This is a genomic window from Streptomyces scopuliridis (genome assembly GCF_042790125.1).
Taxonomy (GTDB): Bacteria; Actinomycetota; Actinomycetes; order Streptomycetales; family Streptomycetaceae; genus Streptomyces; species Streptomyces scopuliridis_A.
In genome coordinates this window covers 85,888-98,876 of the sequence record NZ_JBHTZS010000003.1, presented here as the reverse complement: position 1 = coordinate 98,876, position 12,989 = coordinate 85,888, and the positions used below count along the sequence as shown (strand labels likewise).

The following is a 12,989-nucleotide window of genomic DNA, read 5'->3' as shown; positions in this document are numbered from 1 at the left end:
GGGACACTTTGTCATCATTTGTCGGATTCTTCGAGCGGTCCTGTCAGCCTCGGACCCCCGGTCAGCCCGCGAACACGTCGGGACCGATCAGCTCGTCTCCGGACCCCCCGCCGACCGCCGAAGGACCGGACAACTCGTCACCGGGGACCACCACGGGATCGTCCGGGCCCGTCAGGATGTCCTCGTCGGACAACACGCCGTCTCCGCCGCCCAACTCCGGCTCCACCGGCCCGTCGGGCGGGAGCACTCCGTCCTCCGGTGCGAGCGGCGCGTCCCGCCGCTCGTCCGGCACGGCTCCGCCACGGTCCGGGGAAGTGCCCCGTGGGGCGTCACCGGACGTCTTCCCCACGCCCGCGGGAGCCTCGGGCATACCGGGCCTCGGCGGCTTCACCGCGTCCGGGTCCGTGATGTCGGCCTCCGGGCCGTACTGCGGCGGCACCTGGGGCGGCTTGTCCCGCCGGCCCTCGGTGCCGGTCTGCCGTTCGACCCAGATGTTCGCGGCCAGGTCGACGATGATCAGGCTGGTGATGGCCTCGGGGGTGCGGTTGATGACGACGACCCGATCGGGCTGATAGCCCTTCCACTGCGCTCCCCGGTACCGCACGGAGCCCTTGGCCGCGATCGGCGGGCGCAGCGGGCTGCCGTCGGCGCAGCGCACCCTGGGCACGCCCCGGTTGTCCACCATGACGGCGGTGCCCGCCTGCAGGACGGACTGGAAGGCCACGGCGGATTCCTCGCGGTAGCCGTGGCTCGTCACCCGGATGTCGGGGCGCAGCACCACGGGGGTCAGTCCGCGCAGGAAGTCGGGCACGGACGCCTGGGTGACCCCGGCCCCCTCGGCGAAGGCGCGGGCCTTCGTCCGGTCCTGGGTGAGCAGACGGATCTGCCGTTCCACCTCACAGCTGGCGGCGGAGGTGCCGCCGTAGAGCCCCGGCGTGGAGCCCGGCAGGGCGCGTGGGGTCCGTACGGTGCCGCTCGCGCCGCCCCGGGCGTCCGGCGACGGCGGCCGGACCACCGGACTGGCCAGGGAATCGGGGCTCACTGTGGAGCGGGTGAACGGATCGGGGCCCGCGGCGGCGACCGGCTGGAGGAGCAGTTCCTCGGCGTTCGCCACATCCCCGCCGCCCTCGTCCCCGCCACAGCCGGCCGTGATCAGAATCCCCGCGGACAGCGCGGCGAGCGTGACATACCGACGACGGTGGGGTGAGCGCACCAGAATCTCCCGACTCTTCCTCCATGGATGTCCCCTTATGTGTGCCGGACGTCTCTCGACCCCGCAAGCGGGAACAGAGACGACACACCCGGGGCTCGAACACGTTCAGAGCGCGGCGGACGTTCGCCTCGGTGCTTGCAACATGTTCAGGCCGGGGAGGTGGTGGGAGATGTCCATGCTGGTCAGCGGGGTCATGGCGCCCGGAACGCCGGCGATCCCCGGCGCGGGACGGCGACCGCAGAAGCCGCCGCGGAACGCCGGCGCGCCCGCTTTCCGCGCACTACGCCGCCGGTGGTGTTCACGCGTCGTCCCGTACCCCGGCCGATGCGGGATACGGGACGTGCGGCGATCCTTCGGTCGATCCGCTGTGTCAGTCGATCCCGGGCAGGATGTGCGGCTCCGCGAGGTCGTCCTCGTAGCCCGCCAGTCTGATCGGAGCCGATCTGGCCCATACTTCGAGATTGCCGAGCTTCTCGGGCCGGCGGGTCCGTTCCACGTACTCCGCCGGACGCTGCTCATGCTTCGTGAGGTCTGGTGTCACCGCGCACTCCTCTGTGTCGCGCAACTCTGGGACAGGACACGTTTCCGTCGCGGTGGCGCCGTTGTCGGACGGGACCGCGGCCCTGGTAGTGGGCCTGTCCCAGCACAGCCGTGGGGATGGTGTATCCCCTGCTTGGCCGTCCGTTCACACCAGAGTAACCATATGAGCGTCAACCCGCTCGATAGGGCTCGCATTCGAGTGAAATTCCGGCCACTCGGCCCATGACCGCCGGGTCGGCGGCCACCTGACGGGTGATGAGTCCGCCGGCCGCCGGTTCGCGGGTCACCAGTTGGCGGGCGCGTAGTCCTTGAGGAAGCAGCCGTACAGATCCTCGCCGCTCTCGCCCCGCACGATCGGGTCGTACACCCGGGCCGCGCCGTCGATCAGGTCGAGCGGGGCGTGGAAGCCCTCGTCCGCCAGGCGCATCTTGTCCGGATGCGGGCGCTCGTCGGTGATCCATCCCGTGTCGACGGCGGTCATCAGAATGCCGTCGCTCTCGAACATCTCCTGGGCGCTGGTACGGGTCAGCATGTTCAGCGCCGCCTTGGCCATGTTGGTGTGCGGATGACCCGCGCCCTTGTAACCACGGCTGAAGACTCCCTCCATCGCGGAGACGTTCACCACGTAGGCACGGGCCGCCTCGGCCGCGGCCATCGCCGGACGCAGCCTGCTGATCAGGATGAAGGGCGCGGTGGAATTGCACAACTGGACTTCGAGCAGCTCGACCGCGTCGACCTCGGAAACCGTCTGGACCCAGCTGTTGGTGTCGTGCAGGTCGGGCACCAGACCCCCGGCGTCGATCGCCGTGCCCGCCTCGATCCTGGCGAGCGTGGCCGAGCCGCCGACCAGCGCGAGCCCGGTGACATCGGAGGCGCTGAGCGCCTCGCCGCCGGCGGCCGGCAGGACGGCCTGGGCACCGCTGCCGAACGCGCCGATGACCTGGGAGGCGGGCAGTTCACCCGCGGGGAGCGGCGCGGACTCGGCGGCCAGCAGCTCGCTGTACGCCTGCGGGGAACGGCGTACCGTCTGCGCGGCGTTGTTGATCAGGATGTCCAGCGGGCCCTCGGCGGCGACGGAGTCGGCGAGGGCGACGACCTGCGCGGGGTCCCGCAGATCGATACCGACGATCTTGAGGCGGTGGATCCACTCGTCGCTGTCCGGCATCGCCTTGAAGCGGCGGATGGCATCGCCGGGGAAGCGGGTGGTGATGGTGGTGTGGGCTCCGTCGCGCAGCAGCCGCAGCGCGATGTACATCCCGATCTTCGCCCGGCCGCCGGTGAGCAGCGCGCGCCGTCCTGTGAGGTCCGTACGGGCGTCACGGCGGGCGCGGTTCTCGGCGGCGCACGGACGGCAGAGCTGGTGGTAGAAGGCGTCGACCTCGGTGTAGCGGGTCTTGCAGATGTAGCAGGAGCGGGGGCGCTGGAGTATGCCCGCGATCGCGCCGCCGGCCGAGGAGGAGGGCAGCAGGCCTTGGGTCTCGTCGTCGATGCGCTCGGCGGAGCCCGTGGCGGTGGCTTCGGTGACGGCCTTGTCATGGGCGGTCTTGGCGGCCCTGCGCTCCTGGCGGCGGCGCTGCTTGACGGTCCGGTAGATGCCGGCGGTGGCGCGCCGGACCGCGATCGCGTCGGGGTGGTCGACGTCCAGCTTGTCGAGTTCGTCGAGCACGGCCAGGCAGACGGCCATGCGCTCGGGGTCGATGCCGGGACCGTACTCCTGGCTCTCGGCGCACACCGCGCTGTCGGCGTACGGCCGGCTGTCGCCGTACGCCGGGCTGTCCTCTGTCACCGTCATCGCTGCTGCCGTTCCTCGATCACTCGTACACCGGGGCCACTCGTACGCCGGAGTCCCCGATGGGGCTTTTCTTGGCTATTGCGGCCATCCCCGCAGGTCAGGAGCATACCGACGCGCTGGGGGCCAACAAAATCCCACTATCTTAGCCGGGGACCCGGGCGCCGAGGAACCTCGTCGTCCGGCGCAGCCGGAAGCCGAGCGTCTCGTACAGCCGGATGGCGCTGGTGTTGGACGCCGCCGCGTGCAGGAACGGCTGCTCACCGCGGGAGCGGACGCCGTCGGCGACGGCGAGGACGAGGCGGGCCGCCAGGCCCTGGCCGCGGAACGCGGGGTCGGTGCAGACGGCGCTGATCTCGGTCCAGCCGGGCGGACGCATCCGCTCGCCCGCCATCGCCACCAGCGCGCCTTCGCGGCGGATGCCGAGATACGTGCCCATCTCGATGGTGCGCGCCAGGAACGGGCCCGGTTGCGTGCGTTCGACCAGGTCGAGGATCTCCGGTACGTCGGCGGGGCCGAGGAGTACGGCCTCCTCGTCCGGGGCGGTCTCGATGTCCACGCCGACGAGTTGCACTCCGTCCGCGCTGAAGGTGATCTCCCAGTCGTCCGGCGGTGGTACGCGGTGTCCGGCGAGCGCCAGGGATCCGCCGGGGCCCGCGAGCGCGGCGGCGTCGGCCCAGTCCGCGGCGTCGGGGGCGTCGGGCAGGGCCAGCCACGGGGAGACGTCGGGCGGATAGCGCAGCAGCCGGCCGCGCCGCTCGGCGAAGTGCGCGTGCGGGCCGGTGAGCGAGGCCAGCGTGGGGTGGTCGAGCGGGTGGTCCGGCACGGGCGGTGACGGCTCCGGCGTACGGGGCGCGGGCGCGAGCGTGGGCTCAGGCGTAGGCGTAGGCGTAGGCGTGACCGTAGACGCGGGCGCGGGCGCGGGCGTGCGGGATAGGGACCCGGGCGTGCCGCTCATGCGCCGACCTCGATCACGATCTTTCCCTGGACATGCCCGGCCTCGACCGCGCGCAGCGCCTCGTCGGCCCGCTCCAGCGGGAAGGTCCGGGTCACGAACGGCCGCAGGGCGCCGCTCACCACGAGCTTCGCGACCTCGTCGAGGACCGCGGCCGTCCGCTGCCGTACGACCACCGCGCCGCCCAGCTGGGGAACCGTCGCCTTGTCCGCCACGCTGAACAGTTTCGTACGGTCCACGAGCAGTTCGGCCGCGGCCCGGAGCACGTCGCCGCCGACAAGGTCGAGGACGGCGTCGACACCGTCGGGCGCCACGGCCCGTACCCGCGCGGCGAAGTCGGGTCCCGGCGGTACGTGGACGGCCCCCAGGGACTCGACGAACTCCTTCTTGCCCGCGCTCGCGGTGCCGATGACCCGCAGCCCGGAGCCGCGCGCGAGCTGTACGGCGGCCACCCCCACTCCCCCGCCGGCGCCGGTGATCAGCAGGGTGGCGCCGGGCGGCAGATCGGCCTGGCGTACGGCGTCGTACGCGGTCGCCGCCGCGACCGGCAGTACGGCCGCGTCCGTGAACGACAGCGCGTCCGGCTTGTGCGCGGTGATCGCGACCGGCAGCAGGGTGTACTCCGCGTACCCGCCGGTGAGAGTGGAACCGAAGACCGCGTCGCCGACGGCGAAGCCCTCGACGCCCTCGCCGATCTCCTCGACCACACCGGCGGCCTCGCTGCCCAGCGTCTCGGGCAGCGAGGCGGGCGGGGAGCCGGGCCTGCGGTAGCCGCCGCGCAGCTTCCAGTCGACCGGGTTCACGCCCGCCGCGCGTACGGCCACCAGCAGCTGGCCGGGGCCAGGGCTCGGCGTCGGCAGGTCGGCGAAGGACTCCACCTCCGGACCTCCGTGCCGGGTGAAGACATACGCCTTGGACGTGGCCCTGGGCATGGGCGCTCCTCGCTCTGACCGGTGGTTTCCGCTGCCGCCCCCGCCCACGGCGGATTCGGCGACAGCAGATTCAAGGTGGCTCACCGGCCAGCCTATTCCCGAGGTCACGGGGTGTTCACCGGGGCCGGTTCATGGGGACCGGGCGTGCGTGAGCCCCGGCCCGCCCGGAGAGCGGGCGGACCGGGGCGGGGGCGGATCAGAGGTTGGATCAGGACGTTGGTTCAGAAGGCGGGATCAGGAGGTTGGATCAGGAGGTGGCGCACTCCATCGACGCCGGGTCCGAGGCGTCACGGATCAGCGCGTCGTGCGCCGCCTTGAGCCGCTTGACATCGGGCTTCATCACCTTGCGGTCGTAGGTGAGCAGGCCGTTCAGCTCGCCCTCCACATCGCTGATCTGCGTGTAGACCGCGCCATTGCTCCCCTGGCAGGCGAGCTTGCGGACATTGCCGAGCTGGGCCAGATACTCGTCGGTGTACGCGTCCTGGTCGACGCCCACATACGTGTGCTGCACCGGCCAGGCGTGGCCGGGCACCGCGAGCCCCAGTCCGCCGTACTCCCCGCTGACCAGCGCCCGTTTCCCGTCCGGCGCGGGCAGTTGCGGCGTCGGATAGCCATGGGCGTCGGCGATGTCGCCGTTGCCCCCGTCGACCGCGCCGCAGCAGTTGACCCCGCTCATGTTGTTGATCAGCCGGCTCGGGTCCCACGCCTTGGCCTGGTCGGCGATCCGCGCCTGGTCGTACTGGCCCCAGCCCTCGTTGAAGGTGACCCACATGACCACCGAGGGGCTGCTGCTGTGCTGGTCGATCATCCTCTTCATCTCGTGCTCGTACTGGGCACGGGACGCGGCGTTCGGTGTGATGGTGTTCATCGCCGGCATGTCCTGCCAGACCAGCAGTCCGAGCCGGTCCGCCCAGTAGAACCACCGGTCGGGCTCGACCTTGATGTGCTTGCGTACGGAGTTGAAGCCGAGCTTCTTGTGCGTCTTGAGGTCGTACGCCAGCGCCTCGTCGGTCGGCGCGGTGTGCAGCCCGTCGGGCCAGAAGCCCTGGTCGAGTGTGGCCATCAGGAAGGTCGGCTTGCCGTTGAGCACCGTACGCGGCACACCGTCGACCTTCTCGACCGTGAGGGAGCGCATCCCGAAGTAGCTGCCGACCTTGTCCTTGCCGGCCGTCACCTCCAGCCGGTAGAGATGGGGATCGTCCGGCGACCACAGACGCGGGTCGCGCACCGGCACGCTCAGCGTGCTTCCGGAGCGGCCGGTGACCGTGCCAACCTCGCGCTTTCCGTCGTACGCGGTGGCCGTGACCGGCACCCCGTCCCGTATCCCGCGCACCTCGACGGCGAGCTTCTCGCCCGCCACGTCGGGGGTGAGCTTGAGCGAGCCGACATGGTCGGCCGCGACCGGCTCCATCCAGACGGTCTGCCAGATGCCGGACGAGGGGGTGTACCAGATGCCGCTCGGGTCCAGGCGCTGTTTGCCGATGGGCGGGTTCTCGCCGTCCGCGGCGTCGGTCGGGTCATAGACGCCGACGATCAGCTCCTGGGTGCGGCCGGGCTTGAGGGCATCGGTGACATCGGCGCTGAACCGGTCGTAACCGCCCTTGTGCTCGGTGACCTTGACGCCGTTGACATAGACCTCGGCCTGCCAGTCGACGGCGTCGAAGTTGAGGTTCAGCCGCTTGTCCTGGCCTATCCGCCAGTTCGGCGGCACGGTGAAGGTGCGGCGGTACCACATCCGGTCCTCGTGCCGCTCGATCCCGGACAGCTGCGACTCCACCGGGTACGGAACGAGGATCCGCTCCCGCAGTGTGGTGCCGACCGGCGGGCGCTCGCCCTTCTCGGCGGCGGCGAACTGCCACTCTCCGTTGAGGTTCTGCCAGGCGTCCCGGGTCAGCTGCGGCCGGGGGTACTCGGGGTGCGCGTTCCCGGGGCGTACGTCCTTGGCCCAGGGGGTGGTGAGGTCGTACTCCGAGGTGTTGGGCCCGCTGCTCCAGAAGGCCGCGACGGGCTTGCCCTGCTCGGCGGCGAGGCCGCCGGCGCCGTCGTAGCGCAGATCGGCGGAGCCGCCCTTGCCGACGACCGGTTCCTTGAGGGTGACCAGCAGCCGTCTGGCGTCCTCGGGGTCGCGTTTCACACTCCCCAGCGGCCAGGCGGCGCCGCCGATGACCGCGCTGAGATGGGAGGCGAGCCCGGCGGGCGGGGCGGCGAGCTTCTGGACGAAGTCGAGCCGCAGGGTGCGGCCGTCCGGCAGTACGGTGGCGGCGGTGGCGCCGTCGTACGCGAAGCCGTCGGGCAGCCGGAACGCGGACTGGGGCACCGGCCGCTTGCTGCCGCCGGGCTCGGTCCACCTCAGACGCAGGCTGGAGCCTCCGTAGTGCTCGAAGTACTCCACCTTGATGTCGTAGGCGCGGTCCGCGGTGAGCTCGACGGGCGGGGAGGTCTGCTCCTTGTCCCAGTCGTCGACCCAGTGGTCGATGGCGATCCGGCCGTCGATCCAGAGCCGGAATCCGTTGTCGCCGATCATCGAGAAGGTGTGCGGGCCGGTGGTGGCCGGAACGATCTTCCCGGTCCAGCGCACGCTGACATCGTCGGCCTGCCCGGTGGCGGCCGTCAGCCGCGATTCCAGGTTGGCGAAGTCGATGGACGGATCGAACCCGGTGGCCTTGAGTTCATGGAAGTCGAAGGCTCCGGGGGCGGAATGGGTGTAGTACTCGCCCTTGAGCCCATGGGCCTCGGCCGTGTCGTCGGCGGCGGAGGCCGCCGGGACCGCGGTGAGTCCCGCGAAGCCCAGAACGGCGGCGAGCAAGAGGGCCAGTTTTCTTCGGATGCGCACATGTCCTCCTGTGAGCTGAGGGTGGCGGCTCGTTGCGACAGTCTGTACAACGTTGGAAGGAACGGCAGTTGGCATGACAACATGCCGTTCCGCCCGCTGTCCAGAGTCAGGACAGAGCCGGGCCGGCGCCATGCGATGCGCATCGGCGTACGAACAGGACACGGGGCGAGCCGGCGGGCCCGCCCCGGAGGGGAAGTGCGGGTGTCCGTCAGCCTCAAGGACGTCGCGGAACGAGCGGGCGTCTCCATCAAGACCGTCTCGAATGTGGTCAACAACTACCGCCATGTCACCCCGGCGATGCGGGCCAGGGTGCAGCGGGCGATCGACGAGCTGGGCTACCGGCCGAATCTGACGGCACGTCATCTGCGGAAGGGCCGTACGGGCATCCTCGCGCTGGCGGTGCCCGAGCTGGGCAACCCGTACTTCGCCGAACTGGCGGGCGCGGTCATCGATGTGGCCGCCGAGCACGAGTACACCGTGCTGCTCGACCACACCGGGGGCCGCCGGGAAAAGGAGATCCTGGTCAGCCAGGGCTTCCGGGCGCGGGTCATCGACGGGCTGATCCTGAGCCCCATCGAGCTGGAACGGGAGGACCTGCTCGGCCGCGACCACGACGCGCCGCTCGTGCTGCTCGGCGAGCGGGAGTACGACCTGCCGTACGACCACATCGCGATCGACAATGTCGCGGCGGCCAGGTCCGCGATCCGGCATCTGCTCGCCATGGGCCGTTCGAGGATCGCCTTTCTGGGCGCGCGGACCGACCGGGTCAATGAGCCCTCGCATCTGCGACTGCGCGGCTGGCGCGCGGAGTTGACCGATGCCGGACTGCCCGCGCCGGACTCGATGATCGCGCGGACGGGGGGCTGGGACCACCCGGACGGCGCGGCCGCGATGGCCCGGCTGCTGGACTCCGGGGTGCTGCCGGACGCGGTCTTCGCGTACAACGACCTGATCGCCATCGGCGCGATGCGGGTGCTGTCGGAGCGCGGGCTGCGGATTCCCGGGGATGTCGCGGTGGTGGGCTTCGACGACATCATCGAGGGCCGCTACGGCGCGGTGACGCTGACCACGATCTCGCCCGACAAACAGACCATCGCCCGGCTCGCCGTGCGGTCGGTGGTGGAGCGGCTGCGGAGGACGCCGAACACCGCGGACGGCCGGCAGCCCCCTGCCGGGGCCGGCACCTTCGAGACCACGCGCGCGCGTGAACTCCGCGCCGATTTCCGCCTGGTGGAGCGGGAGAGCACGGTCGGCAGAGGGTGACCACAGCGGCTCCCGGTCCGGCGCGCGAGACCCCGGGCCCGTACCGTCGAGCGCCTCGCGCGCGGGGCGGGGCCCGAAGCCGCCGTGCGGCCGTGAGCCTCAGGCGACCACCTGGCCCTTGCCCAGGGCGATGATCCCGTTCTTGGAGACCGTGTACAGCTCCTGGTCGCGGGCCGGGTTGACGCCGATCGTCGCGCCCGGGGGTACGTGCACGTTCTTGTCGAGGATCGAGCCGCGCACCACCGCCCCGCGTCCCACCCGTACGTTGTCGTGCAGCACGGAGCCCTGCACCACCGCGCCCTCCGCCACCACCACGCCCGGGGAGAGCACCGAGCGGGTGACCTGGCCGCGGATGACGCAGCCGGGGGCGACGATCGACTCGCTCGCGATGCCGCCCGAGACGAAGCGGGCGGGCGGGAGTTGGCCGGGGTGGGTGTAGATGGGCCAGCGGCGGTTGTCGAGGTCGAAGGCGGGGTGGTGCGAGATCAGGTCCATGTGGGCGTCGTAGTACGAGTCGAGCGTGCCCACGTCCCGCCAGTAGCCGTGCTCGCGCGGGGACTCGCCCGGTACGTGGTTGTCCTGGAAGTCATAGACCTGGGCCATGCCCCGCTCGGTGAGCATCGGCAGGATCGAACCGCCCATGTCGTGCACGGAGTTGTCGTCCTCGGCGTCCCGGTGCAGGGCGTCGACCAGGACCTTCGTGGTGAAGAGATAGTTGCCCATCGAGGCGAACACCCGCTCGGGGTCGCCGGGCAGGCCGGGCGGGTCGGCCGGTTTCTCCAGGAAGCCCCGTACCTGCGTGCCGTCCGCGGCGGGGGTGATGACGCCGAAGGACGAGGCCTCGGCGCGCGGCACCCTGATGCCGGCGACGGTGACGCCCGCGCCGTTCTCGATGTGCTGCCCGAGCATCTGCCGGGGGTCCATCCGGTACACATGGTCGGCGCCGAACACCGCTATGTAGTCCGGCTGTTCGTCATGGACGAGGTTGAGGGACTGGAGGATCGCGTCCGCGCTGCCCAGATACCAGCGCGGTCCGAGGCGCTGCTGCGCGGGGACCGGGGTCACATAGTTGCCGAGCAGGCTGGACATCCGCCAGGTGGTGCTGACATGGCGGTCCAGTGAGTGCGACTTGTACTGCGTGAGCACGCAGATGCGCAGGATGTCGGCGTTCACGAGATTCGAGAGGACGAAGTCGACGAGGCGGTACGTACCGCCGAAGGTCACCGCCGGTTTGGCCCGGTCCGCGGTGAGTGGCAGCAGGCGCTTGCCCTCCCCGCCGGCCAGTACGATCCCCAGCACCGAAGGTCCACCGCGCATGGCCGCTCCCTCTGTTCGGACCTGTTCCGGATCCGTTCCGCACCTATTCGGACGTGAGTAGCTCCTCGTACACCGCGTACGTACGGCGGGCCACCTGGTCCCAGCCGAATTCCCGCACCGCACGCCGCCGGCCGGCCTCCCCCATCCGGGCCGCCGACTCCGGATCGTCGAGCACGCGGTTGAGCGCTTCGGTGAGGCCCGACTCGAAGGCTTCCGGGTGGCGTTCGTCGTACGGCACGAGCAGGCCCGTACCGCCGTCGTCCACGACCTCGGGGATTCCGCCCACCGCCGAGGCGACGACGGCCGTGCCGCACGCCATCGCCTCCAGATTGACGATGCCGAGCGGCTCGTACACCGAGGGGCAGGCGAACACCGCCGCGTGGGTGAGGAGTTGGATCACCTCGGGGCGCGGCAGCATCTCCGGGATCCAGTGCACACCGTCGCGCGTCCGCCCCAGCTCCTCGACCAGCTCACGGAACTCCGCGCCGATCTCGGGGGTGTCCGGGGCGCCCGCGCACAGCACCAGCTGGGCGCCGGGGTCGAGGGCGCGGGCGGCGCGCAGCAGATGCGGGACGCCCTTCTGGCGGGTGATACGGCCGACGAAGAGCACGAACGGGCGGTCGGGGTCGATGCCGATCCGGTCCAGCACGGCGGTCCCCCGGTCCGGGCGGTAGAGGCGGGTGTCGATGCCGTTGTGGACGACCCGCACCCTGTCCGGGTCGAGCGTGGGGTAGCAGGCGAGGATGTCGTCGCGCATGCCCCGGGAGACGGCGATGACGGCGTCCGCGCCCTCGACGGCCGTGCGCTCGGCCCAGCTGGAGAGGGCGTAACCGCCGCCGAGCTGCTCGGCCTTCCAGGGGCGCAGCGGCTCCAGGGAGTGCGCGGTCATCACATGCGGGATGCCGTACAGCAGCTTGGCGACATGGCCCGCGAGATTGGCGTACCAGGTATGGGAGTGGACCAGTTCGCGGCCCTCCAGGGCGGCGGCCATCGCCAGGTCCACCGAGAAGGTGCGCAGCGCGTCATTGGCTCCGTCGAGTCCGGCGGCGGTCCGGTGGCGCACCACCCCGGGCGCGGGCTCCGCGTCGCCGCCCCAGCAGTGCACTTCCAGCTCGGTCAGGGCACGCAACTCCCGTGCCAGGAACTCCACATGGACGCCGGCGCCGCCGTAGACCTCCGGCGGATACTCGCGGGTGAGCAGACCGATTCTCACGCCATCCCCCCGTCCTCGCCCGGCGATCGCAGCCCTGTCATGGTCACCCGGAAACCGTCCGTGCGGAAGACCGCCGTGGTGGCCGGTCGAAGACGCAGTCCCCGCAGAGCCCGCCCGACGGGCACCGGTAGTAGAGACAGCAGCTGCGCCGGCGGAACGATCCGGCCACCGGCCCGCCCGTGCCGCGCAGGTCCGGGTGGGCGAAGAGCTCGGCGGCCAGCGCCCCGGCCCGTTCCGCCGCGTCCGGCCTGCCGTTCGCCGCACCCCAGACGGTCAGCTCCCGTACGGCTCCGGCGAGCGCGGAGCCGGCGTTTCCCCACAGCAGCCGGGGCGAGATCCGGCCATCGCGCCGCAGGGCCTCGGCGAGCGGGACGAGATGGCCGTACTGCACCACCTCGCGCACGGCCCCGGCGGTGCCGGGCAGCGCGCGCGGACCGGTCAGCAGGAGGTCGTCCGGTGAGGTCGCCTCCGGGTCCCAGTGCAGGCGGCGCGGGTCCAGATCGGGGACCGTGTCCGCCAGGACCGCGCCGCCGAGCGCGATCGACCAGAGCCGGGCGGCGAGGCCGAGGTGCGCCACGGAGGCGCCGATCCTGCGCTCGGGCGCGCCCAGCCGGGCGGCGACCCTGTCGACGCGGGCGGTGAGCCGGGCGATGTCGCCCGCGTACACCCGGGCCAGCGGAACATGGCCGGCGGCGGGAATTCCCGTGCGCAGGGCGAAGAATCCGCCCACGGCGGCGACCCGTGTCAAGACGGGCTCCACGGCCCGCGCCACGGCAGGCTCCAGGTCCGCCGGCCCGATCCGGTCCGTACCGTCCACCCGGTCCATCCCGCCCCTCCCCTCGATAGGACTACATCCGTCCCCACTCTGTACTACGACAGCAGTACGCCGGAATGACCTCTCCAGGACGACGCCGAAATCACGCCGTCGAGAGAT

Annotated in this window: 10 protein-coding genes; 1 reads left to right on the top strand and 9 read right to left on the bottom strand. The window is 71.4% G+C overall.

Annotated features, from left to right (window positions below; all coding sequences use genetic code 11):
* Positions 1-61: 61 nt before the first annotated feature.
* From ACFRKB_RS05045 to ACFRKB_RS05020, 6 genes are all read right to left on the bottom strand, one after another.
* Positions 62-1,213, bottom strand: a complete 1,152-nt coding sequence (locus ACFRKB_RS05045; protein ID WP_383103390.1) for a DUF6777 domain-containing protein — start codon at positions 1,211-1,213, stop codon at positions 62-64.
* A 370-nt stretch (positions 1,214-1,583) separates the two neighbouring features.
* Positions 1,584-1,754 carry a hypothetical protein gene (locus tag ACFRKB_RS05040; RefSeq protein WP_365971729.1) on the bottom strand — a complete coding sequence of 57 codons (171 nt, stop codon included), beginning with the start codon at positions 1,752-1,754 and terminating at the stop codon, positions 1,584-1,586.
* Between the two features lie 282 nt (positions 1,755-2,036).
* Complete coding sequence (locus ACFRKB_RS05035) at positions 2,037-3,545, bottom strand: SDR family NAD(P)-dependent oxidoreductase (RefSeq protein WP_383103388.1); 1,509 nt, start codon at positions 3,543-3,545, stop codon at positions 2,037-2,039.
* A 142-nt stretch (positions 3,546-3,687) separates the two neighbouring features.
* Positions 3,688-4,368 (bottom strand): GNAT family N-acetyltransferase, encoded by a 681-nt coding sequence (locus tag ACFRKB_RS05030; protein WP_383103387.1) that lies wholly within the window; start codon positions 4,366-4,368, stop codon positions 3,688-3,690.
* Between the two features lie 128 nt (positions 4,369-4,496).
* Positions 4,497-5,429, bottom strand: coding sequence for an NADP-dependent oxidoreductase (locus ACFRKB_RS05025; protein ID WP_383103386.1), 933 nt, complete (start codon positions 5,427-5,429; stop codon positions 4,497-4,499).
* Positions 5,430-5,676: 247 nt separating this feature from the next.
* Positions 5,677-8,337 (bottom strand): PA14 domain-containing protein, encoded by a 2,661-nt coding sequence (locus tag ACFRKB_RS05020; protein WP_383103384.1) that lies wholly within the window; start codon positions 8,335-8,337, stop codon positions 5,677-5,679.
* 126 nt (positions 8,338-8,463) lie between these two features.
* On the opposite strand from ACFRKB_RS05020, the gene ACFRKB_RS05015 reads away from it, so the two are divergent.
* A complete protein-coding gene (locus tag ACFRKB_RS05015) occupies positions 8,464-9,525 on the top strand; it encodes a LacI family DNA-binding transcriptional regulator (RefSeq protein WP_383103383.1) in 1,062 nt (353 codons plus the stop codon).
* A 99-nt stretch (positions 9,526-9,624) separates the two neighbouring features.
* On the opposite strand, the gene glgC is transcribed toward ACFRKB_RS05015, so the two are convergent.
* From glgC to ACFRKB_RS05000, 3 genes are read right to left on the bottom strand one after another with little or no spacing between them, the layout of a single operon-like run.
* The gene (gene glgC / locus ACFRKB_RS05010; protein WP_383103382.1) at positions 9,625-10,842 is read right to left on the bottom strand and encodes a glucose-1-phosphate adenylyltransferase; all 1,218 of its coding nucleotides are present in this window, start codon (positions 10,840-10,842) and stop codon (positions 9,625-9,627) included.
* A 43-nt stretch (positions 10,843-10,885) separates the two neighbouring features.
* Entirely contained in the window at positions 10,886-12,049 is a 1,164-nt protein-coding gene (gene glgA / locus ACFRKB_RS05005) for a glycogen synthase (protein WP_383103883.1), read from the bottom strand.
* Positions 12,050-12,098: 49 nt separating this feature from the next.
* Positions 12,099-12,881, bottom strand: coding sequence for a (2Fe-2S)-binding protein (locus tag ACFRKB_RS05000; RefSeq protein WP_383103381.1), 783 nt, complete (start codon positions 12,879-12,881; stop codon positions 12,099-12,101).
* Between the last annotated feature and the right edge of the window lie 108 nt (positions 12,882-12,989).